Origin of the sequence: Cytobacillus solani (genome assembly GCF_001420595.1) — a bacterium.
Taxonomy (GTDB): Bacteria; Bacillota; Bacilli; order Bacillales; family Cytobacillaceae; genus Cytobacillus; species Cytobacillus solani.
This window is the reverse complement of sequence record NZ_LJIX01000006.1, coordinates 4,661,383-4,685,108: the sequence shown is the minus strand read 5'-3', so window position 1 is coordinate 4,685,108 and position 23,726 is coordinate 4,661,383. Positions and strand designations below refer to the sequence as shown.

Below are 23,726 nucleotides of genomic sequence, written 5' to 3'. Positions count from 1 at the left end.
CCCATGAGCGGTGAAAAAGATTTAGAACAGCTAAAAAAAGAGGCTGCCGCGAAGGCGAAGGCTGCCGCACTAGCGAAAATGAAGGCTAAAGAACTGGGTGAAGAGAAGGAAGAGGCACCGTCAGAAGACCTTGATATAGCCAAGCAAAAAGCTGCCGCTGCAGCGAAAGCAAAGGCCGCCGCACTAGCGAAAATGAAGGCGAAGGAACAAGGCGAAGAGAAGGAAGAGGCACCGTCAGAAGACCTTGATATAGCCAAGCAAAAAGCTGCTGCCGCAGCAAAGGCAAAGGCTGCCGCACTAGCGAAAATGAAGGCGAAGGAACAAGGCGAAGAGAAGGAAGAGGCACCGTCAGAAGACCTTGATATAGCCAAGCAAAAAGCTGCTGCCGCAGCAAAGGCAAAGGCTGCCGCACTAGCGAAAATGAAGGCGAAGGAACAAGGCGAAGAGAAAGAAGAAGCGCCAACTGAAGACCTTGATATAGCCAAGCAAAAAGCTGCTGCTGCTGCCAAAGCAAAGGCTGCCGCCGCAGCGAAAGCGAAAGCTGCTGCTCAGGCAAATCAATCAAGTGAGGCTGGAGATGACGCGAAGGCGAAAGCCGCTGCCGCTGCCAAAGCAAAGGCCGCCGCAGCAGCCAAAGCAAAAGCAGCAGCATTGGCAAAACAATCAGGTGAATCTGGTGGGGATGACGAAAAGGCGAAAGCGATAGCTGCCGCGAAAGCAAAAGCAGCAGCAGCCGCGAAAGCAAAGGCCGCAGCATCAGCAAAAGCTGGAGGCGCAGCAGGAGACGATGAAAAAGCAAAAGCGATTGCAGCCGCCAAGGCAAAAGCCGCAGCTGCAGCAGCAGCCAAAGCGAAGGCTGGTGGTGGAACCGTAAAGGCTGAACCAGCAGAAGAAGCGAAGCCATCACCAAATCAGCCATATCTTGATAAATATATTAGAGTCATAGAAGAGCATCTTGGAAATGATCATATAGAAGATTATTATATTAATAATCTATCAAAGGATGTTCCAACCCTTGTAGCAAAGCCAGAAAGCTATTATAAAATTGCAGAGTTTTTGAAATATAACGAGCAATTAGGCTTTGATTATTTATCAGAGCTGCATGGAACGGATTTTGAAACACATATGGAAGTGTATGTTCATTTATATTCATATAAAAATAGTCAATCCGTTGCATTAAAAGTAAAGATTGACCGTGATGGACCAACGATTGATTCATTGCAGCCGCTTTGGGAAGGTGCGAATTGGCCAGAGTGTGAGGCATATGATTTACTGGGCATTAAGTTTAACAATCATCCGAACTTGCACCGCATTATGCTTGGTGAAGAATGGGTTGGCCATCCACTAAGGAAAGACTATGAACCGTATGATGTGGAGGTGTAACCAATGTTGCGAACAGAAGAAATGCTTTTGAACGTAGGACCTCAGCATCCAAGTACGCACGGTGTTTTTCGTCTCGTCTTAAAAATTGATGGAGAAACCATTGTAGAGGCAAAGCCAGTCATCGGCTACCTTCACCGCGGAACAGAAAAGCTGGCAGAAGATCTTCAATATACACAAATCATCCCTTATACTGACCGGATGGACTACGTTTCAGCGATGACGAATAACTATGTAATTTGCCATGCGGTTGAAACGATGATGGATATTAAAGTACCTGAGAGAGCCGAGTATTTACGTGTCATTGCAATGGAACTTGGCCGGGTAGCAAGCCACCTTGTCTGGTTTGGTACGTACTTGCTTGATCTTGGGGCAACGAGTCCACTTCTATACGCTTTCCGTGAAAGGGAAATGATCATCAATATGCTGAATGAGCTATCAGGCGCTCGGCTAACATTTAATTACATGCGTGTTGGCGGAGTCAAATGGGATGCGCCAGAAGGCTGGATTGATAAAGTAAGAGAGTTCGTCCCTTATATGCATGAACAATTAAAGGGCTATCATATGCTCGTAACAGGAAACGAAATCTTTATGAACCGTGTAAAAGGAATTGGGACATACACGAAGGAAGACGCACTTAACTATTCCCTTAGTGGAGCCAATCTTCGCTGTACAGGAGTCAAATGGGATCTGCGTAAAAATGAACCTTACTCCATTTATGATCGGTTTGATTTTGATGTGGTTACCCGTGAAACAGGGGATGCATGGGCGCGTTATCATGTTCGCCTTGATGAAATTGAGGAATCATTGAAAATTTTAGAACAAGCGTGTGAACAGTTCCCTGCTGAAGGGGAGATTTTAGCGAAGGTGCCAAAGATCATTAAAGCACCTAAAGGAGAGGCCTTTGTACGAATTGAGTCTCCTCGAGGAGAAATCGGCTGTTATATCGCAAGTGATGGAAAAAAAGAACCATATCGCCTGAAATTTAGACGACCATCATTCTATAATCTCCAAATTCTCCCTAAGCTATTAGAGGGAGAGACAATTGCAAACTTAATTTCCATTCTAGGAGCGGTTGATATCATCCTAGGGGAGGTGGATGGCTAATGGTTGAAGATTTATTGCATTCCCAGCCGGGGATCTTAAACTTTGGGATTTTCTTTTTACTCGCAACCGTATTGCTTTTAGTCATTTTGGGATTCGTAACCTATGCGATCCTAGCAGAGCGGAAGGTTATGGGATTTATGCAGCTTCGCCAAGGTCCGAACCAAGTGGGCGGACGCTGGGGATTATTGCAAACTGTTGCTGACGTTTTAAAGCTTCTGCTAAAAGAAGATACGATTCCAAAGCTTGCTGATAAACCATTATTTATAATTGCACCAGTTATCGCATTTGCACCATCATTTATAGTTATTGCAGCAATTCCGTTTACAGATAAATTGCAATTTGCAGATTTAAATATTGGATTGCTTTACTATATCGCCATTTCAGGTTTGACGACGATTGGAATGGTTACCGGTGGATGGGCTTCCAACAATAAATATGCCCTACTCGGGGGAATGCGTGCAGCTGCACAGATGATTTCCTATGAAATCCCGCTTGTGATGTCAGTGCTCGGCGTTATTCTTTTAACAGGCAGTTTAAACCTAAATGATATTGTGGCTGCGCAAGAGAATGTATGGTATATCCTGCTTCAGCCCGTTGCATTCATTGTCTTTATCATTGCTTCAGTGGCTGAGTTAAACCGTGTCCCATTCGATCTTCCTGAATCCGAAAACGAACTTGTAGCCGGGTTCCATGTTGAATATTCCGGATTCCGTTGGGCATTTTTCATGCTTGCTGAATATGTGTATATGTTTGCGATGGCATCATTAACAACTGTTTTATTTTTAGGAGGATGGCTTCCGCTATTCTCATTCCTAGACTTTATTCCAGGTGCCGTCTGGTTTGCGCTTAAGTTCATGTTTGTCGTCTTTCTATTAATTTGGTTCCGAAGCACGTTTCCGCGTATTCGTGCAGATAAGTTAATGGAGTTTGCCTGGAAAATACTTTTACCAATCGCATTAGCGAATATTTTCCTAACAGCCATCATCAAGGAAATTTTTAAACTGTTATAGGAAAAGCGGTAACGCCTTGGTCATCGCCGTATAAACGCAGAAGGTCCGGTTCTTTCGATAAAGGAAACACGGTGAGCGAGAGCGAACCGATGTTGACGCAATCGTTGCGGAGGGTGCCTGAAGTTTGATAGGCGATAGGACGCTTGCGCTAGACAATTCTCTAACTCCAAAGTTATTACTTTCTTATCTTAAAAAAAGCTTACTTTAACCGCAAGGGGTGAAAAACATGCTTGGATTTGGATTAGCAAAAGGCTTAAAGTATACCCTGAAAAATTTAACGAAAGAAAAACCAACCTATGAATATCCGAATGAGCCACTCCCATTGCCAGACCGATTTCGGGGAATTCAAAAGTTCTATCCGGAAAAATGCATCGTTTGTAATCAATGTGCGAATATTTGCCCGACCGATTGCATCCAGCTGACAGGGAAAAAACACCCGGATCCGAACAAAAAGGGAAAAATTATTGATACGTATGATATTAACTTTGAAATTTGTATTCTTTGCGACCTGTGTACGGAGGTTTGTCCGACAGAGGCAATCATTATGTCAAATAACTTTGAACTCGCTGAGTATAGCCGTGATGAGCTATTTAAAAATCTCGAATGGCTGGATGAAAATGACGAGAATATACGGAAGGTGAATAAAGCATGACGTTATCAGGTGAATTTTTCGCGTTTATTTCACTCGCTTTAGTTGCAGTAGTCGGCGGCGTGCTCTTATTAAACCTTACCAAGGTCGTGCACATGGTCCTTGCACTCGTTTTTACATTTGTCAGCATCGCGGGAATCTTTATCCTGCTGTCAGCTGAATTTCTTGCGGCCGTTCAAATACTCATCTATTCTGGGGCGATTACAATCATTATGCTCTTTGGAATCATGTTAACCCGTCATGATGATACGAAAGAACCGAAGACAGGCCTTCTGCGAAAGCTGCTTCTTTTCTTAGGGATTCTCGGCTTTGCATTCGCCTTTTACATCGGAATTTATAATCTTGATTTTGGTGAAGTGTCAACCACATTACATGAGAACAACACAGAACAGATTGGGATCGCGCTTTATTCAAAATATATTATTCCATTTGAATTAACATCTGTCTTGCTGCTCGCTGCGCTTGTTGGAGCGATTGTGCTGTCAAAGAATGATCAGGAGAAGGAGGCGAAGAAGGAATGAGTTCAGTTCCACTTTCAGCCTACTTGGCGCTGGGTTTAATTCTATTTTGTATCGGTTTATATGGTGCACTAACAAAGAGAAACATCATCATTGTTCTTATTTCGATTGAGCTAATGCTTAATGCGGCGAACATTAACTTAGTAGCGTTCAGTAAATTCGGTGTGATGCCATCTATTACAGGACAAATCTTTGCACTTTTCGTCATGGCTGTTGCCGCTGCAGAAGTTGCTGTTGGGGTAGCGATACTGATTGCCTTATACCGTAATCGAAATACCGTTAACATTGATGAAGTGAACACATTGAAACACTAGAGGATGAAGCAAGTCTTTATAAAGTGAGTTCAAATTGAGGCTGAAAATAGAAATCACAGGCCGATTTCCGCTAATCTAGCCTCTGACCTCTAGTAATCTAACACGTTGGCTCTAGGACTATACAAAACTATAAACGTGTTCAAAAAGGGGATTGTGATATTGATGGAGAATGCATGGATCATACCGCTTTTCCCGCTTTTATCGTTTTTGTTCCTTATCTTTTTTGGCAAACGACTGAAGGAAGCAAGTGCATACATAGGAATCCTGCTCTCGCTTGCATCGTTCGTTTACTCCTTATTGGTGCTGTTCGAAAGATTTACATCACCCACACATAAGGCAGAGTCGGTTTGGCTGACGATAGGGGATGTTCAGTTAACAGCGGGTTTTGAAGTCAATCAATTAAATGCATTAATGCTTGTAATCGTATCGCTAGTGAGTTTCCTTGTACATACGTATTCAAAGGGATATATGCACGGTGATGAACGATTCCATGTGTACTACGCTTACTTAGGATTATTTACATTTGCAATGCTAGGCTTAGTGCTTTCGCCAAACCTTCTGCAAACGTATATTTTCTGGGAGCTTGTCGGTTTAGGTTCATTCTTGCTAATCGGCTTCTACTTTTATAAAGAAGAAGCGAAGAAGGCAGCCAAAAAGGCGTTTATTATGACGCGTATTGGAGACGTAGGTCTTTTAATTGGAATGATTCTATTATTCTGGCAGGTTGGAAGTTTCGAATATGATGAAATTTTTGCTGCGGTTGAAGCTGGAGCAGTTTCTTCAACCATGATTACATTAACTGCCATTTTAATTTTTATTGGTGCTGTGGGGAAGTCAGGTCAATTCCCGCTTCATACATGGCTGCCGGATGCGATGGAAGGTCCAACGCCAGTTTCTGCTTTAATCCACGCCGCAACGATGGTTGCAGCAGGGGTTTATTTAGTGGCATCCCTGTTCCCGCTCTTTACGGCAAGCGAGACAGCGCTAATGACGGTGGCGATTATTGGGGCATTCACTGCGATCTTTGCAGCAAGCATTGGTCTTGTTCAGAAGGACATTAAGAGAGTGCTTGCGTATTCAACTGTCAGCCAGCTAGGCTACATGATGCTTGCACTTGGATCTGCCGGCTATGTTGCTGGTGTGTTCCACCTTATGACACACGCTTTCTTTAAAGCCTTGCTATTCCTTGCGGCAGGTAGCGTTATTCACGCTGTTCATACGCAGGATATTGAAAAAATGGGCGGTTTATGGAAAAAGCTTCGTGTAACAGGTCCGTTATTTTTGATAGGAACATTAGCAATCAGCGGTGTCCCTTTATTTTCAGGATTCTTTAGTAAGGATGAAATTCTAATTGCAGCTTGGGCACATGGGAATACGGTGTTATTCTGGCTAGCGGTTATTGCTGCTTTCTTCACCGCATTCTATATGTTCCGTCTCTTCTTTATGGTATTTTCCGGTGAATCCCGCAGTGACATGAAGCATGTGAAGGAGTCACCAAGTGTGATGACTGTACCGATGATGGTTCTTGCTATCCTTGCTGTTGTAGCAGGGTATGTTAATACACCTTGGTTTGGGACATTTCTTGGAGATTGGCTAACAGAAGGAAATCCTGCTCTTGGGCATGGGCATATCGAAGGTCCGTCGTGGATTATGATTGTTGCAACAGTCGTTTCTTTATTAGGTATTTTCCTAGCATGGCTAATTTACAGCAAGCGGTCACTATCACGTGATTGGCTAGGTGCTTCGACACTATATACGATTCTATATAATAAATATTATATCGATGAATTGTATGAATTAACGGTTTTAAAAGTAACGAAAGGACTCAGCCTGATTCTGCGTTTCATTGAAACATTCATCGTTGAGGGCATAGTCAAAGGGGTTTCAGGAGCGGTTTCTGGACTTGGACACTTAGGCTCAAGATTCCAGAGTGGACAGATCCAAAGATATGGTGCCGTCGCATTTGTCGGCTTAGCGATCTTAATTGTCGTATTTGCTGTAACAGGGGGGTATTTGAAATGAACTTTGCTTATTTATCCATCTTAGTTTTCTCCCCTTTACTCGGTATAATCGCTTTATTATTTGTTCCGAAAGCAAAGGAATCTGTCATTAAAACGGTTGGGTTCCTTGCAACTCTTCCGGCGCTCGTGCTGTCCTTGATGGCATATTTCCAATATCGATCAGGAAGTTCACTTGAGCGTTTAGATGAAATGGTCAACTGGATTCAATTTGGTAATCCAAATAGATTAGGCGAATTGTTTTCTATTAAATATGAATTAGGTGTTGATGGATTCTCGCTGATTATGCTTGTGTTAACAGCCATCCTGTCTACACTAGCAGCGATTGCTTCCATGTATATTAAGAAAGAATGGAAAGGCTACTTTATGCTATTCCTTCTTTTAGAGGTTGGAATGCTTGGCGTTTTTGCTGCTGAAAACTTAATTCTGTTCTTTATCTTTTTCGAAATTACACTTATTCCGACGTTCTTCCTTATTGGGAAGTGGGGCTATTTTGAAAAGGAAAAAGCAGCATTTAGCTTCTTAATTTATAATGGGTTAGGCTCGGCTGTACTGCTCATTGTCATCATGGTGCTGTTTGCACGTACAGGGACATCGAATATAGAAGCGCTAACTTCCATTCTTGCCGCTGACAGCTCTAGCCTTGTTTTGTCAGAAGGTGGAAAAATGGGCTTGCTAATTGCTATGCTGATTGCATTTGGAGTTAAGCTGCCAATCTTCCCGCTGCATAGCTGGATGGTACGCGTTCACGTTCAAGCATCTCCATCTGTCGTAATGCTTCACGCAGGGATTCTCTTAAAAATTGGTGCATACGGGATTATTCGCTTCGGTATGGGCATTTTCCCTGAACAATTCCAGGATCTTGCCGTATTAATCGCAGTTCTTGGTGTAGTCAACCTGCTTTACGGAGCATTCCTTGCACTTGTTCAAACAGATTTCAAAATGGTACTTGCTTATTCATCTATTTCCCATATGGGGATTGTCTTAATTGGTTTAGGCGCTTTAAATGAGGCAGGGATTCAAGGAGCGATTTTCCAAGTAGTTTCACATGGATTAATTGCTGCGCTACTATTCTTCCTTGTCGGTGTATTCTATGAGCGTCTGCAAACATCTAATATTCCTAACCTTGGCGGCTTGGCAAAGGGAATGCCGATTACGGCAGGTTTCCTGCTTGCAGGGGCAATGGCTTCGCTAGGTATGCCAGGAATGTCAGGCTTTGTGAGTGAATTCATGGCTTTCCTGGGATTATTTAGGGAAATGCCGGTTTTAGCTGCTGTGGGTGCGCTTGGTATCATCCTAACAGCTGTCTATCTGCTGCGTGCGGTTCTTGGGATTACTTATGGCAAGGCTCACCGGGAGTTTGCTGGAATTACTGATCTCAGGAAAGCGGAATGGGTTCCTGCTTTAGTTCTACTAGGGATTATTGTCTTAATTGGCGTATATCCAAGTGTTTTAACTGAACCGCTCACATCTACACTTGAAACTATCATGCTTGGGATTGGAGGGTGATGAAGGATGGATCTTGAAACATTACTATCATTTAAATGGAGCATCATGACACCTGAGTTCATCATCCTCGGTGTAATTACGTTACTTTCATTATTAGATTTATTTATGGCAAAGAGCGTGAATCGAAAGCTGCTTGGCTGGCTCGGCTTAGCTGGGATTCTCGGAGCGCTTATATCGTTGCTTAGCCTAATGGGCAATGGCCCTGAAACAATTCTCTATGATACATTCCGTTTGGACTCTTTTGCGATTGCGTTTAAGCTGCTATTGTTAATCGGAGCTGCGTTAGTCTTCCTGATTGCGATCAGCTATGAGCCAAAGGAAGGGCTAAATGAATATAGAGGAGAATTCTATTACTTATTCCTAGCCGCCTTGCTTGGTGCGATGATGATGTCCTCTAGTGGCGATTTAATTACATTGTTTATCGGGCTTGAGCTTCTCTCGATTTCTTCTTATATTCTTGCAGGGATTCGAAAGAAACATAGTGGCTCGAATGAGTCCGCGATGAAATATGTCGTGAATGGCGGAATTTCTACATCCATTACGATTTTTGGAATGAGCTATGTTTATGGCCTAACTGGAACGACAAACTTGCTTGATATGGCTCGTCATGTGATTACATTAGCTGATTCACAGCATATATATCTTTTAGGGCTTGCGTTCTTTATGATTTTCGTTGGTCTTTCCTTTAAAGTGGCAACGGCACCGTTCCATATGTGGGCACCAGATGTGTACCAGGGAGCACCAACACCAGTTACGGCATTCTTGAGTGTTGTTTCGAAAACAGCAGGATTTATTTTGATCGTCCGTATTTTAATGGTGATTTTCTATAACATCCCGACTGAAGGACTGGGTTCGATGCCGCTTCTTATCAAGGTTCAGGATTATATCGCCTTCCTTGCAGCAGCAACAATGATTATTGGGAACGTGGTTGCATTAAGGCAGAAGAACATTAAGCGATTATTTGCTTATTCTAGTATTGCACAAGCAGGTTACTTGCTTGTAGTTGTAGCTTCCATGTCTGCGTTCTTGTTTGATACGCTGTGGTTCTATTTAGGGGCATACTTGTTTATGAACTTGGGTGCATTCGCGATTATCCAGCTGATCACACAGAAAACAGGTTCTGAGGACATTGCAGAATTTGCCGGTTTGTATCGAAAAGCGCCGATTTTGGCGATTGCAATGGCCGTTTTTATCCTGTCATTAGCGGGGATTCCAGGAACAGCCGGCTTTATCGGGAAACTAAACATTTTCATGGGTGCCCTCGTTGTTGAACCAGCACACTATGTGCTTGTATCCATCATGATTGCGACCACGGTTGTCTCGTATTTCTACTACTTTGGCGTTATGGTCCAGATGTTCTTTAGACCAGCGGCCAATGATGAAGTGAAATTTAAGCTTCCTGCAGGACTAGGCGTTGTTATCGGTGTCTGTGTATTCGCAACAATTCTGTTCGGGGTAGCACCAAACATTGCTCTTGATTTCTTGCAAGGGAACTTCAATCAGTTCAGCGATTTTTTTCAATAAAATAAGCTAAACAGAAAAGCGGAAGCGCCTTGGTCACCCCCGACAAGCACAAGACGAGCCTCACGGAAAGGTGTTCTTTACCTTTCTGGAGGAATGGCTTGGGACCTCGAGGGGGTAGGTGCAGGAGCTAGATAATCTGAACAAAGGGTTATAACAAAGGGGTATAATAAAAAGTGGAAGAGGGTGGAATCGTATAGATTTCACCCTCTTTTTGCATGAATCTGGCTGCAGGACGGAAATAATGCATTTTAATATTTGTTCATTGCGCTCATAGGTTTCCTTTGTAACTTAGTAAGATAACGTTTTGTCATAATACCTAGAAGAACCTCGACAAGGATTGCAAAAAGTACAATGACAAATACTTGATCTGAAAAACGATCAAACAACACACCATATAAGGACTGACCAATTGGATAAGAACACATCACGATTGTTGCAACAACCGCGCTTACTTTTCCTAGCATTTCATTTGGTGTCTCTGTTTGGATAAATGTTTGTGCAAAAATGGTGAAAATCCCTACTGATGCCAAGCATAAAAAAGTACTTATACAAATAACAATATAAGCAATCATTGGCTGTATTTGTAGACCTGATACAATTGCTATGGGTATTAGCATGACTCCTCCTAATATGATGAAAACATGAGAATTATGAATGCTATACTTTTTACCTACTAATCCAATAGAAAGGCCTGCTCCAATCGATCCGATTGCCAAGAAGCTTTCAGCAAAACCGTATAGTTGTGAACTTAGACCAAGCTGCACTTTTATAATATAAGGCAAGCCGATCATAATCATTGAGGAGAAAAACAAATTAATTGATGCAACCACTAGTAAAATTTTAAATAAAACTTGATTATCTTTACTAATAAATGTTAATGCCAACTTTAAATCCACAATTACTGTATTTATTACTTTTCCATTCGATGCTTGTTTAATAAAAGGGATACGTATAAATACTTCTAAGAGTGATGAAATAAAGAATGCAATTGCGCTAACTATTACGATTACCTTTAAATCTAAAAATCCATACAGCATTCCACCTAAAATCGGTCCTAAGAAATTAGCAAGGGCATTTACTTGGACAACCACTCCATTAGCTTGCAGCAAATGATTGCTATCTACCAATACAGGAATACTTGATTGAACAGCTGGTTGATACATAGACTGAATAATGGAGAGAATAATCATCACACCTGCCACTATGTAGACAATTTGGTTGCTCCCTAATTGTGTAAGAAACAAGATACACACTAATGAAGTGATAATATCCAAACATATCATGATATTCCTGCGATTGACCCGATCTGCTAGCACGCCACCAAAAGGTGATAATAAGATTGTAGGAATCATTGATACCGCAAGGATACTTCCAAAAGCTGCAGCTGAACCAGTCACATCCAAAATATACAGTGAAAGAGAAAAACGCAGAATAGAATTGCCGAATAAAGAAATAATTTGACCAATAATCAATAGCGTAAAATCTTTTTGAAATAGAGTACTTTCCTTCATTAAAATTTCTTCCCTTCGTATTAAAACAAATATAACAAACCAACCGACGGTATGTTTAAATTAAATAATATACTGCCTTCTTAAAGGCAGCTCATTATTTAAATATGTTTTTCAGATAATTATTCATTGCATTTAAAACATCTTCGTCTATAAACGGAATACCCATAAGTTCAGTAAGTTCTTTTAAATACAAAATTTTACGTTCTAAATCTGTTTCATTTCCTTGACCTATCATTGGACTTAGCCAAACGTTATTTAATAATAAGATAACTTCACTCGCACTTTTGCTATCCGATATAGAAATTGAGCCATCTTTTTTTCCTTCTTCGATTAGCTCTTGTAAGATTGGTACACCATGTTTTAGCGTACCATTCAATAAGATACTAACGAATTTAGGGTTTTCCGTTAAAGATATAGCCATTTTATCAAACTGCTGCTTTTCAAGATTCTCAAATTCAGTACAGATGATCTTTTTTAGTTTCTGCAATCCATTTAAATGGTTAAGATTTTTGAATTTTTCAATTGAATTTGGATAATAGAAACCCTTATCACCAATTGCATGCAAGATGTCTTCCTTTGATTTGAAGTGATGATAAATAGCGCCTTTACTCATGCCCAATTCATTTATAATATCTTGAATTGTTGTTTGTTCATAACCCTTTTCTAAAAATAATCGATACGAAATTGAAAGGATTTGTTCAATGGTTTTTTCAGGATATTTATTTCGAGCCATGTTTCCTCCTTTATACATACCAATGGTATGTATAAAGGGTAACACTTCGAAAATGATAAGTCAAATACATTTCAATACATGAAAAACGGATGCAGGTTGGAAATTCAATATGACACACAGGCGGAAAAAGTGAATGAAGTGCAGGAAGAAATTTATGTACGGACACCAAAAAATCAGACAATATGAAAGAGATTTGGCCATTTTCCGATCTCTTTTTTGCGTTATTTTCATTGGTGAATATAGAACCTTGAAAAATCCCTCCATATTTGAACCTGTCGGTAGATGAAGGATGAAAAACATCGGATTTTTGTAACGATACAATGATGGAATTCGCCTAATACATGGGACAGGATTTCAATGCTGAACGGTAAAATGTGCTAATATGGAAACGGGGTGCTGGCTGCAAGCATACTCATTTTGAAAGGAGTGTTTTTATGATTTCTGGCTTTGGACAGCAGGCATTAATTAGCATTCTATCCCATTTAGCATTTATTGCACTTGCATGGTGGGCTTTGCAGGCATTGCGCATTGACCAAATTTTAAAGCCAAATCGCGTATTCCAAGCAAGAGTATTATACATATTATTATCAATTGTGATTGGATCATCTGTAAGCAATTTCTTCCTTGATTATCTCCTATGGTCCCAACAGCTTCCGCTTATTCTGCAAATCGTCTATTAAGGAGAGAATCCATCGAGAAATCAACTTGCTTGCCAGATTTCTCCCGATACCATAAATATAGGCCTTCGTACATGTTTTCATTTTGGCTATTATTAAGTACAATTCTATTTGTTATGCTTATTTTCAACGATGAATGATCAGGAAGTAATCCCAATTTATTCAATGATGAATATAATAACGAAACCAGTTTTTTTCATCAAGAAAAATGTATATGGTTGACTGGTCTGTAAAGAAAAATCCTTCCCAGTGAACCTAAATCGCTTTTGTCAAAAAGTGACGACTTTTCCTACGTATGCTCCTCTTCTCCTTGGTAACAATTGTAGTAAGGGGAGGAGTTACCATTGAAAAAAACAAAAAAGATTTTAGCAATAGTTGTTCTTATTGGTTTTATGTTAGTAAATCTTGGGAATAAAACGACAGTAGCAGTTGGGGAGCTTGACTTGTTGAAAATAGCGTCCGTTTTACAGGACGAGAATATTTTAATCACTGAATGGTCTTTACATGCGAGAGAAAAAATGGAAATGCTCGATAAGGTGGAAATTAAGGATTATACTAAAGAGCTGAAGCAGCAATTTCCTAACTGGGAATGGTCAGTACAAACAAGCAAAGGTCATTCTGAAGCTGTTGCCGTTTTAAAACATGGAAGTGAAACAGAAACAATAAAAATTCTATCTACCCCCATAAAAGACCACTTTCAAACGTATGTGATTTATGAGGTGAAAGGACAAGGGTGGGACCAAAAGGCAGAGGAATCCTTATCAAAAAGAATGACCGACAGAATAACTGACATATTTCGAGGAAATGCCACAACTTTCTCTTGTATCAAAGGCGAATTCAATGATAAAATAGATAAGACTTTGCCATTGGAAATAAAGCATTTATTAGCTGTTTTAAAAGCAAAGGAAGTCGAGGCATTAAAGGAAGATGCCTTTATTGCTAGTTCAGCCTATTCGACAATGTTTTCAGAATCTGTTGAAGCTGGCGAAAAAGAAATGAATGTACAACTAGGAATACGAAATCAAGGAATGGGCGGAAAGACTACCATTGTAGTTGGCACACCTATTATAACGATTGAATATTAATATAGAGAAAATGGACGCGGAGGGGAATACACTTTGGAAAAAATCATCGTCCGCGGCGGCAATAGGCTAAGCGGTACTGTCAAAGTAGAAGGAGCAAAGAATGCTGTCTTACCGGTTATCGCCGCAACACTATTAGCAAGTGATGGGAAAAGCGTAATTCGTGATGTACCTACACTCTCCGATGTATATACGATTAATGAAGTATTACGCTATTTAAACGCTGAAGTTGCGTTTAAAGATAACACCGTTACTGTAAATGCATCCCGAGAGTTAAGTGTTGAAGCGCCTTTTGAATATGTACGCAAAATGCGTGCTTCCGTTTTAGTTATGGGCTCATTATTAGCGCGTAATGGCCGTGCACGAGTAGCATTACCTGGCGGATGTGCCATTGGTTCTCGCCCGATTGATCAGCATTTAAAGGGCTTTGAAGCAATGGGTGCGACTGTTAAGGTCGGCAATGGCTTTATTGAAGCAGAGGCTGCTGGTGGACGCCTGCACGGAGCGAAAATATATCTTGATTTCCCAAGCGTAGGAGCTACTGAAAATATTATGATGGCTGCTACTCTTGCAAAAGGAACAACTATTTTAGAAAATGTTGCAAAGGAACCAGAAATTGTTGACCTTGCAAACTTCCTGAATAAAATGGGTGCAAAAGTTAGAGGTGCTGGAACAGGTACAATTCGCATTGAAGGTGTCGATGTATTATTTGGTGCAGACCACAATATTATTCCTGACCGTATTGAAGCGGGAACCTTTATGGTTGCAGCTGCAATTACTGGAGGAGATGTGCTTGTACAAGGAGCAGTTCCAGAACATTCGACTTCTTTAATTGCAAAGATGGAAGAAATGGGCGTTATTTTTATCGAAGAAGCAGAAGGTATCCGTGTTTTAGGACCAGATAAGTTAAAAGCAGTCGATATTAAAACCATGCCTCATCCAGGCTTTCCAACAGATATGCAATCCCAAATGATGGCATTATTACTGCATGCAAACGGCACAAGTGTCATTACAGAAACAGTATTCGAAAATCGTTTCATGCATGTGGAAGAATTCCGCCGTATGAATGCTGATGTTAAAATCGAAGGACGCTCCGTAATTATGAATGGTCCATCTAACTTACAAGGAGCGGAAGTAGCCGCAACGGATCTCCGTGCTGCAGCTGCATTAATTCTAACAGGATTAGTAGCTGACGGGGTCACTCGTGTGACGGAATTAAAGCATTTAGACCGTGGCTATGTCAACTTCCATCAAAAGCTTGCTGCATTAGGTGCAGATATTGAACGAATTTCAGAAAAAGAAGAAACCGTTGTAGATGAAGAAGCATATATTACAGATATGAATGCTTAATTTTTAATAAAAACGCATTATTCACCTGTCAGACTTCTGACTAGTTGAGCAATGCGTTTTTTATTTATATGCACCTCAAACGTGCTTGCGAGAAGCATTTGGGACTTATCAAGCAACATTTCATACATATCGAGCATTTCTCAAAAGTTATCGAGCATTTCCCAATAATTATCAAGCATCTTCTGAGATATATCGAGCATTCCGACGTATCAGGCCCCAAATAAAAAATATCTAGCACAATAGTAGGTTTATCGAGTATTTCCCCCAATTTATCGAGCATTTCCCATTCATGAAGCGTTTTTCCACTTCAACCAACATTTCATATCCTTCAAAAATTTTGTCATAATCGCTTGTCCAATCCCATAAGAATGAAATGGAGACGGACTCATTGGGAGTCTTAAGATTACATTCCTATGGAGGCTTAAATCATGAACACACCAAAATTCAAACTTTTCATCGTACTAGGCGCATTATTGTTTGTCATCACACTTATGATTCCATCCTTAGTCGTGCTTCCTTTCACTGAGGATCAAGCAACCGGAAAACTTGGGGAGCAGCTAAAAAAGGGGGAAAGCTCAGCGGAAACAAAGGTCACGTCTTCTGGTCCAGCCGTTGAAGTAGCCGTTTTCCAAATGCAGAAGAAGCAAACAGTAACACTTCCTCTTGAAGAATATATTGTTGGTGTCGTTGCATCTGAGATGCCGAGAGAATTTGAGAAAGAAGCCTTAAAAGCACAGGCTTTGGCTGCCAGAACCTATATTGTCAATCAAATGCTAAAGGAAAGTAAAACGGAGCTGCCAGGCGGAGCACTTGTAACCGATACCATTCAGCACCAAGTATATAAGGATGATGCCGAGCTAAGAAGGATTTTCAAAGATGATTATAGTTGGGCGATAAAGAAAATTAGAGAAGCTGTGAGCGAAACGAGCGGGCAAATTATCACCTATAATGGTTCCCCCATTGATGCGAGTTTCTTTTCAACTAGCAATGGCTATACAGAAAATCCAGAAGAAGTATGGCAAATGCCGCTTCCTTATTTAAAAAGTGTGGAAAGCCCATGGGATCTTAATTCCCCTAAATTCGATGGCCAAAAGGTATTGACTGTTTCAGAATTCGAACAGAAGCTTGGTGTTAAGCTGCCCAATAACAGCACAATTGGAAACGTAACAGAAAGAACAGCTGGCAAGCGCGTAGGCGAGGTGGAAATCAACGGGAAAACGATCAAAGGGAAGGATATCCGGGATACCCTTGGATTAAAGTCTACGGACTTCACCTGGGAGCGCAAAGGGGACAAAATTATTATTAACACAAAGGGAAATGGCCATGGAGTCGGAATGAGCCAATACGGAGCGAATGGGATGGCTGCAGAGGGCAAAAGCTACAAGGATATTATTGCTCATTATTATCAAGGAGTAGAGGTAACTGCGTCCGATAATATTCTAACAAAAGTACTCGCCAAACAATAGAACGATCCACTCAGTATGTAACTGGAATAAGAGAGTTATCGCATCATAAAGCGATAACTCTCTTTTTATGCTTTTTTTAGAAAATGAAGGAAGGCTGCAATCTTTGAGAAGCGCTTATGAAAGGAAGCGCGGTCAATGAAATACCAGCAAATGGCGACACCGGTTACATCTTTGACAACATCTATAAATGTTGCAGACCGGGCAGGTACAAAAGATTGATGAATCTCATCTGTAATCCCATACAGGCAGGCAATGACGGCGCAAACGAGATTGATCTTTTTAGAAAAAGGAATCTTTATTGTATGCATCGCAAAGACGAATAATAAATAAAGAATAGCGAATTCGATTAAATGCATGGATTCCTTAATAAAGCTGTCAAGTGATAAGTCGGGAAGCTCAACCACTGCATTAGCTGGGAAGCTTGAGAGCGTCCAAATGATCCCCATATATAAAAAGGGAAGAATTCTGAAAATCCATTTCCACATGTTAAAAACTCCTTTTAAAAAATAATTTATCTTTCATGAATAATTTCCTCGCGCTTATCAAAAAATAATCTAAAAAAATTTTTTCTCCACGTGTATATATTTCTTCTATTCTGTTCAGAATGATTGCTGAGGTGATGATAATGAGAGAGGAAGAAAAGAAACGATCTTCTCAAAATTCCAGCTTTAAGCGCTTTTTCAAAAAGCGTTGGGCATTCCCAGCTATCTACATTGCAAGTGCAGCAATCATTCTAAGTGCGGTCCTTTGGTATCAGAACAGCAATAGCGCGAAGAATCAAGATGACTTTGATTATAATGCGACTGATGTTCCAGGAAAAAATATCAATGAACCAGCTGTTGAAGTAAACCGTCAAATGGAAAACTTCATGATGCCTGTAAAAGAGGCTGATTCGCCAGTCATTCAAAGACATTTCTATGATATGAATGGCAAGGCAGAAGAACAAGAAGCAGCTCTCGTATTCTACAATAACAGTTACCATCAAAATACTGGTGTAGATATTGGCATTGAGAGCGGCGAAACATTTGATGTTATTGCAGCACTAAGCGGTACCGTAACGAAAGTAGCTGAAGATGTACTATTGGGAAATGTCATTGAAATTGAACATGACAATGGAATTGTAACACAATATCAGTCTGTTACAGAGATGAATGTTGAGGTTGGCGATCAAGTTAAACAAGGACAAGTTCTTGCAAAAGCAGGAGAAAGCATGTTTGATGAAGAAGCAGGTGTACATGTACACTTTGAAATTCGTAAAGATGGTGTTCCTGTAAATCCGCATAATTACTTCCAAAAGCCATTAAGCTCTCTACAAGAGGACACTTCATCAGATAAAGCGAATGCAGCTGATGAAGAAAAGGCAGAAGAGGACAAAGCTTCAGATGAGCAATCAACTGAAGATGGAAAGTCACTTGAGGAAGATCAACCATTAGAAGATGACAAGTCACTTGAAGAGGATCAATCATCAGAAGAAAATGCTGGTGATAAAGAAAAGGATTCAAGTGAAAAAGACAAAACAGAAGATGGTACAAAACAAGATAAAAAAGAATCTGCAGATGCATAAGAAAAGCGCAAGCGCCTTGGTCATCGCCGTACAAACTGGAAGGACCGGTTCTTTCGATAAAGGAAACACGGTGAGCGAGAGCGAACCGATGTTGACGCAATCGTTGCGGAGGGGGCCTGAAGTTTGATAGGCGATAGGACGCTTGCGCTAGACAATTCTCTAACTCCAAAGTTATACTTTCTTATCTCGAAAGAGAAACCCGCCAAATGGCGGGTTTTTTGCTTATAGTTTAAATTGGTTGACGATCATTCTAAGCTCATCAGCCATTTGGCTAAGGACAGTCGTAGAGGATGAAATTTCCTCCATGGTTGCATTTTGTTCTTCTGCAGCAGCAGCAACATTTTGGGACCGTTCAGAAGCTTCATTTGATAAATGGGCTACTTCATCCATCGTTTGCTGCATATTTTGTGTGCTTGCATTGACCTGTTCAATTACAGCGGAAATTTCCTCTGTTTGAGCGGAAACCTCGCTAACCATTCGGGCAATTTCCTGGAAGCTGGATTGGGTGGTCTTAGCCATTTCAATGCCATTTTCCACATTTTGAAGGGATTCCTCCATCGCTAGATTGGCCTCCATGACTTCCTGACGAATGACACCGATCAAGCTGCTGATTTCACCAGCTGCTCCATTTGACTGCTCTGCTAGCTTGCGAACCTCATCAGCTACTACCGCAAATCCTTTTCCATGTTCTCCAGCTCGTGCTGCTTCAATGGCTGCATTAAGTGCGAGCAGGTTTGTTTGATTCGTAATATCTGTAATCAACGTGACAATTCGTTCAATTTCCTTTGATTTTTGCTCAAGGGAGTTAACGATTTGCGCTGTTGCTGCTGAAGAACGCTGAATATCAACCATCTTATCCATAGTATTATCCATGATTGATGTTCCTTCAACCGTTGCTTCTGTTGTTTCAACGGCCAGGTTAGATACATTACCAACAGATTGAGAGGCTTGATTCATCCCTTTGCCTATTTCCTCGATCACTTTCCGGCTCGTATGGGTGCTCTCTAATTGGACGGATGAGCCCTCTGATATTTCCATAATTGCTTCTGTTACTTGTTGAAGAGAGTTTGATGTTTCTTCAGCACTTGCAGCTAATTCCTCTGAAGTCGAAGCAACTAGACCGACATTTGAGTCGATATTATGAACAATTTTTAGTAATTTATCGAGCATTTGGTTAAAGCTTTCTGCCATCTCACCAATTTCATCCCGATTCTTAATCTTTAATTCTCCAACGGTTAGATCGCCTGTCGCCATTAATGTAAATTTCTCAGCCAGTTTTACGATTGGTTTTTGGATGAGACGTAAGATGAAAATGATCATAGTAATGACGAAAAGAATTGAAATAAATACTAATATTATCATGACAATAGTGTTATTTTTGTATAAATGTATCCCTTGATCTTCAATTTCTGATGCATGTTTTTCGTGCATTGAAATTAGCTCATCGATATCTTTATCCATTGCATCATACAAGACCTGTGCATCATAAAATTGTAATACGGCACTTTCAGTTTGGTTTTGGGTTTTAAGTTCTTTTGCTTTATCTGTTGTCTGTAAGAATGTTTCCCATTTTTTTCGAAGACTTTGACCGATTGCCTTGGCCTCTTCACTTTTTAAGCTTTGTTCCTCATACTCATCGAACATTTGATCAATGTTTACTTTAAGCTCATCCATTTGCTTTAAAAATTTATTGATATATTCCGGGTCGCTCGATAATAAATATTTTTGAGCGGTTGATAAATAGCGCTCTGTTGTAAAATTGATATCGCCAATTTGTCTAATTCCAGGAATAACCTCTGTATTAATAAACTTTGCATTTTCATTCAATCTTGAAGAGGTGACAAATGATGAGGCGCAAATCACACCAATTAATACTAAAAAGGCACCAAAGATAATAACAATTTTCTTGCGGATGGACCATTTCATTCCTGCATTCTCCTTCACTTGATGAATGTGATTTTATGTTGACTATTTATTCGAGACACTTTAGCGAATGATCTTTAAAGTATTTCGACAAAAATCGCTATAAATTTCTTGAACTAATCATAATACGAAATATTTAAATTGGAAAGGCATTTTTTTTAAGAAAAGTCAAATGAAGAGGTCTGACCTCCTTCGACAAATTTCTTGGGAAATACCCTTTTTTCGTCCTATTCCTTCACTTTGTATAAAAATAAAGGTAGTAGGAGATTTCGATGTATTGCTCAAATTTTCAAAAAATTATTTAGATACCTTGTCCCTATTGTGTTTTTGATGCATATATAAGCAACCAAGCTAATAGACTGATACTAACCTTACAAAGAGAGTGTTTGAGGTGAGGAGTCGTTTGCGAAATAATAATGTATGTGCTCGGGACATGTTTATTCATAGCAAGTTCAGAAAGTATTGGCTTTCTGCCGCATGGAGGAAAAGGCGAATTGATTTTATACAAATGAAAACGTGCGGAATGGTGTAGCGGTCAAAGCGAAAAGCGAGTCTCATTTCACACTTCTCACATCCAATTTAGGGAGGGCGAGTGGTGTGCACGATTACATCAAAGAGAGAACTATCAAGATTGGAAAGTATATCGTGGAGACGAGAAAAACGGTTCGCGTTATCGCGAAGGAGTTTGGCGTATCCAAAAGTACAGTCCATAAAGATCTAACGGAAAGACTTCCTGAAATTAATCCCGAATTAGCCGTCGAGGTTAAAGAAATCCTAGATTATCATAAATCAATCCGCCATTTACGAGGGGGAGAAGCAACAAAAATGAAGTACAAAAAGGAGGAGTTAGAAGGCGAGCCCATCAAGTAATTTATGTGAATACAATCATCATAAAAAAGAAGCTAGAGATAAGGGCAATTGGCAATGGGCTAATTGCTTTTATTATTGAAAAGACTACTGTTAGAAGTATGGCAAATCATTTAAATCATCCCTTGTGCCTCTCCTTCCGACAAAAACTAGCAAAAATCCCAACAATTTTTGACAAATCATTATTTAAATCACAGTGAGTGTGGTAGAATATAAAATTAGGATAGAACTTGGTTCGTATAATCAAATGAGCATCTATGAAGCAACAAATAATAAAGCGAAGTTCGCTAAAAATAGCTTAAACATAAGAGATTGTGCTTGGCTGGTTTTCTTTAAAAAGCAGACGCCTTGCGCTTTTCTTATGAGCCAGGGCGGACGAGAAAGGCCAAAAGTGCAAGGAGGAAAGAGTAGGAATGTTTGCGAGGGATATTGGTATTGACTTAGGAACGGCTAACGTGCTTATTCACGTAAAGGGCCGAGGCATTGTATTGAATGAGCCATCTGTTGTAGCAATCGACAGAAACAATAATAAAGTTTTAGCTGTTGGTGAAGAGGCACGCCGCATGGTCGGGCGTACACCTGGAAATATTGCAGCTATTCGTCCATTAAAGGACGGCGTAATTGCAGATTTTGATGTGACAGAAGCGATGTTAAAGCATTTTATTAATAAATTAAATGTGAAAGGCTTTTTATCAAAGCCACGCATTTTAATTTGCTGTCCAACAAACATTACGAGTGTGGAGCAAAAGGCAATTAAAGAAGCGGCTGAAAAAAGCGGCGGCAAAAAAATCTATTTAGAAGAAGAACCGAAAGTAGCAGCAATCGGTGCCGGTATGGATATTTTCCAGCCTAGCGGAAATATGGTTGTTGATATTGGCGGAGGTACAACGGACGTAGCCGTATTATCAATGGGTGATATTGTTACCTCTTCATCCATAAAAATGGCTGGAGACACCTTTGATAGTGAAATCCTTCAATATATTAAACGTGAATACAAGCTTCTGATCGGGGAAAGAACAGCTGAAAATATTAAAATAAATATTGGAACGGTATTCCCAGGCTCAAGAAGCGAAGAAATGGAAATTCGCGGCCGTGACATGGTATCAGGTCTTCCAAGAACGATTACAGTGCGTTCAGAAGAAATTGAACTTGCACTAAGAGAATCGGTTGCTGTCATCGTTCAGGCTGCAAAAAGCGTCCTAGAACGCACACCGCCTGAACTTTCTGCAGATATCATTGACCGCGGTGTGATTCTAACAGGAGGCGGTGCATTGCTTCATGGCATCGATACACTGCTTGCTGAAGAATTAAAGGTTCCTGTCTTAATTGCTGAGAACCCAATGGACTGTGTGGCTATTGGAACCGGTATCATGCTTGACAACATCGATAAGCTTCCTCGTAGAAAGCTCGGATAATAAAGAGATAGCCTGCCTTCTATGGCAGGCTATTTTCGATGAAGGAAATGAAGTTTGGTTCTAGTGTAAAAATTGTTAGTAGATGGATGCTTCATGCCAGGAAATATGGATTGCTTCTGAGCGTTTTTGCATAAATCTCCTATTTCATACTATTTCCTGTAAAAATATAATGTATATTTTCTGTTTTTTTTTTATAATAGAGGTAGTGTCTAAAAATAGATTTGCGAATAGGCGATTCATTTACATATTTAATCGATTAATATAATGAGGTGAACATTTATGTTCAGAGGTTTTTATACCGTTGCGTCTGGGATGCTTGCACAGCAAAGAAGGACGGAAATGTTGACGAATAATATGGCAAATGCCAATACACCTGGCTTTAAAGAAGATCAATCATCATTAAGAGCATTTCCTGAAATGCTTTTGCAGCGGATGGATGATCAAGGCGTTAATATTCCAACTCAAAAAGGGCTCAATCTTCCTTTTAATAAAAGAATTGGATCTCTTAGTACTGGTGTCTACATGCAGGAGGCGATTCCTGCATTTAAGCAGGGGGATTTAAAGGAAACAGGACTTGGGACAGATATGGCGCTTTTAGACGTCTTTATGCCTGAGAATGGCTCTGTATTTTTTTCCGTTGCTGGTCCAAATGGGGAAACACAGTATACAAGAAATGGAAACTTTACTGTAGATGGGCAAGGCTTTTTAACGACTGCAAGCGGCTTGCAAGTGTTAAATGACGCTGGAAACCCAATCCAGCTAACAAGTGATCAGTTCACAGTCAATGAAAATGGTGTGCTTTCTGGTGAGGGCGGCGTAACAGCAAGACTTGGCATTGGATTTTCGGCTGATGCAAACCGTCTGATCAAGCTTGGAGACGGGCTGTATCAAACGGAGGATGGAAATGCCTTAGCGAATGCTTATAATGTGCCTAACGCACAATTTAAGCTGCAACAAGGCTTTATCGAGCGTTCCAATGTGGATGTGAGCAGAACGATGACAGATATGATGACTGCTTACCGTGCCTTTGAAGCTAATCAAAAGGTTTTGCAAGCATATGATAAAAGTATGGAGAAAGCCGCAAATGAAGTAGGCAGAATCGGCTAATT

The 23,726-nt window shown here is 40.4% G+C and carries 21 protein-coding genes; 17 read left to right on the top strand and 4 right to left on the bottom strand.

Annotated elements, in window-relative coordinates; genetic code table 11:
* Positions 1–3: 3 nt before the first annotated feature.
* The 9 genes from AN957_RS25035 (at position 4) to nuoN (ending at position 10,029) form a co-directional block, all read left to right on the top strand.
* Positions 4–1,383, top strand: a complete 1,380-nt coding sequence (locus AN957_RS25035) for an NADH-quinone oxidoreductase subunit C (protein ID WP_056686772.1) — start codon at positions 4–6, stop codon at positions 1,381–1,383.
* A 3-nt stretch (positions 1,384–1,386) separates the two neighbouring features.
* Complete coding sequence (locus AN957_RS25030) at positions 1,387–2,487, top strand: NADH-quinone oxidoreductase subunit D (protein ID WP_053478557.1); 1,101 nt, start codon at positions 1,387–1,389, stop codon at positions 2,485–2,487.
* Positions 2,487–3,497 carry an NADH-quinone oxidoreductase subunit NuoH gene (nuoH, locus tag AN957_RS25025; RefSeq protein WP_053478558.1) on the top strand — a complete coding sequence of 337 codons (1,011 nt, stop codon included), beginning with the start codon at positions 2,487–2,489 and terminating at the stop codon, positions 3,495–3,497. Before AN957_RS25030 ends, nuoH begins: the two co-directional genes overlap by 1 nt.
* 226 nt (positions 3,498–3,723) lie before the next feature.
* Positions 3,724–4,149 (top strand): NADH-quinone oxidoreductase subunit NuoI, encoded by a 426-nt coding sequence (gene nuoI, locus AN957_RS25020; RefSeq protein WP_053478559.1) that lies wholly within the window; start codon positions 3,724–3,726, stop codon positions 4,147–4,149.
* Positions 4,146–4,667 (top strand): NADH-quinone oxidoreductase subunit J, encoded by a 522-nt coding sequence (locus AN957_RS25015; protein ID WP_053478560.1) that lies wholly within the window; start codon positions 4,146–4,148, stop codon positions 4,665–4,667. The genes nuoI and AN957_RS25015 overlap by 4 nt, the downstream gene beginning before the upstream one ends.
* Positions 4,664–4,978 (top strand): NADH-quinone oxidoreductase subunit NuoK, encoded by a 315-nt coding sequence (gene nuoK, locus AN957_RS25010; RefSeq protein WP_053478561.1) that lies wholly within the window; start codon positions 4,664–4,666, stop codon positions 4,976–4,978. The genes AN957_RS25015 and nuoK overlap by 4 nt, the downstream gene beginning before the upstream one ends.
* A 159-nt stretch (positions 4,979–5,137) precedes the next feature.
* Positions 5,138–7,000 carry an NADH-quinone oxidoreductase subunit L gene (nuoL, locus tag AN957_RS25005; RefSeq protein ID WP_053478562.1) on the top strand — a complete coding sequence of 621 codons (1,863 nt, stop codon included), beginning with the start codon at positions 5,138–5,140 and terminating at the stop codon, positions 6,998–7,000.
* Complete coding sequence (locus AN957_RS25000) at positions 6,997–8,505, top strand: complex I subunit 4 family protein (protein WP_053478563.1); 1,509 nt, start codon at positions 6,997–6,999, stop codon at positions 8,503–8,505. The genes nuoL and AN957_RS25000 overlap by 4 nt, the downstream gene beginning before the upstream one ends.
* 6 nt (positions 8,506–8,511) lie before the next feature.
* Positions 8,512–10,029 (top strand): NADH-quinone oxidoreductase subunit NuoN, encoded by a 1,518-nt coding sequence (nuoN, locus tag AN957_RS24995; RefSeq protein WP_053478564.1) that lies wholly within the window; start codon positions 8,512–8,514, stop codon positions 10,027–10,029.
* A gap of 248 nt (positions 10,030–10,277) precedes the next feature.
* On the opposite strand, the gene AN957_RS24990 is transcribed toward nuoN, so the two are convergent.
* Both AN957_RS24990 and AN957_RS24985 read right to left on the bottom strand, forming a co-directional pair.
* The gene (locus AN957_RS24990) at positions 10,278–11,540 is read right to left on the bottom strand and encodes an MFS transporter (protein WP_053478565.1); all 1,263 of its coding nucleotides are present in this window, start codon (positions 11,538–11,540) and stop codon (positions 10,278–10,280) included.
* Positions 11,541–11,634: 94 nt separating this feature from the next.
* Positions 11,635–12,273 (bottom strand): TetR/AcrR family transcriptional regulator, encoded by a 639-nt coding sequence (locus AN957_RS24985; protein ID WP_053478566.1) that lies wholly within the window; start codon positions 12,271–12,273, stop codon positions 11,635–11,637.
* A 434-nt stretch (positions 12,274–12,707) separates the two neighbouring features.
* Here AN957_RS24985 and AN957_RS24980 point away from each other — a divergent pair, with 434 nt between their 5' ends.
* The 4 genes from AN957_RS24980 (at position 12,708) to spoIID (ending at position 16,848) form a co-directional block, all read left to right on the top strand.
* Positions 12,708–12,953 (top strand): DUF1146 family protein, encoded by a 246-nt coding sequence (locus tag AN957_RS24980; protein WP_053478567.1) that lies wholly within the window; start codon positions 12,708–12,710, stop codon positions 12,951–12,953.
* 341 nt (positions 12,954–13,294) lie between these two features.
* A complete protein-coding gene (locus tag AN957_RS24975) occupies positions 13,295–14,035 on the top strand; it encodes a YwmB family TATA-box binding protein (protein ID WP_053478568.1) in 741 nt (246 codons plus the stop codon).
* Positions 14,036–14,068: 33 nt separating this feature from the next.
* On the top strand, positions 14,069–15,382 hold the full coding sequence (gene murA, locus AN957_RS24970; protein ID WP_053478569.1) for a UDP-N-acetylglucosamine 1-carboxyvinyltransferase: 1,314 nt from the start codon (positions 14,069–14,071) through the stop codon (positions 15,380–15,382).
* 428 nt (positions 15,383–15,810) lie between these two features.
* Entirely contained in the window at positions 15,811–16,848 is a 1,038-nt protein-coding gene (spoIID, locus tag AN957_RS24965) for a stage II sporulation protein D (protein WP_053478570.1), read from the top strand.
* A 65-nt stretch (positions 16,849–16,913) separates the two neighbouring features.
* Here spoIID and AN957_RS24960 read toward each other — a convergent pair whose 3' ends face one another.
* A complete protein-coding gene (locus AN957_RS24960; protein ID WP_053478571.1) occupies positions 16,914–17,333 on the bottom strand; it encodes a VanZ family protein in 420 nt (139 codons plus the stop codon).
* 140 nt (positions 17,334–17,473) lie between these two features.
* On the opposite strand from AN957_RS24960, the gene spoIIQ reads away from it, so the two are divergent.
* Positions 17,474–18,412 carry a stage II sporulation protein SpoIIQ gene (gene spoIIQ / locus AN957_RS24955; protein ID WP_053478572.1) on the top strand — a complete coding sequence of 313 codons (939 nt, stop codon included), beginning with the start codon at positions 17,474–17,476 and terminating at the stop codon, positions 18,410–18,412.
* Positions 18,413–18,634: 222 nt separating this feature from the next.
* Here spoIIQ and AN957_RS24950 read toward each other — a convergent pair whose 3' ends face one another.
* Positions 18,635–20,338, bottom strand: a complete 1,704-nt coding sequence (locus AN957_RS24950; protein WP_053478573.1) for a methyl-accepting chemotaxis protein — start codon at positions 20,336–20,338, stop codon at positions 18,635–18,637.
* A 594-nt stretch (positions 20,339–20,932) separates the two neighbouring features.
* Here AN957_RS24950 and spoIIID point away from each other — a divergent pair.
* From spoIIID to AN957_RS24925, 3 genes are all read left to right on the top strand, one after another.
* On the top strand, positions 20,933–21,205 hold the full coding sequence (gene spoIIID, locus AN957_RS24945; protein ID WP_053478845.1) for a sporulation transcriptional regulator SpoIIID: 273 nt from the start codon (positions 20,933–20,935) through the stop codon (positions 21,203–21,205).
* 410 nt (positions 21,206–21,615) lie between these two features.
* Complete coding sequence (gene mreB / locus AN957_RS24930; protein WP_053478575.1) at positions 21,616–22,617, top strand: rod shape-determining protein; 1,002 nt, start codon at positions 21,616–21,618, stop codon at positions 22,615–22,617.
* Positions 22,618–22,896: 279 nt separating this feature from the next.
* On the top strand, positions 22,897–23,724 hold the full coding sequence (locus AN957_RS24925; RefSeq protein WP_056686765.1) for a flagellar hook-basal body protein: 828 nt from the start codon (positions 22,897–22,899) through the stop codon (positions 23,722–23,724).
* The last annotated feature ends 2 nt before the right edge of the window (positions 23,725–23,726 follow it).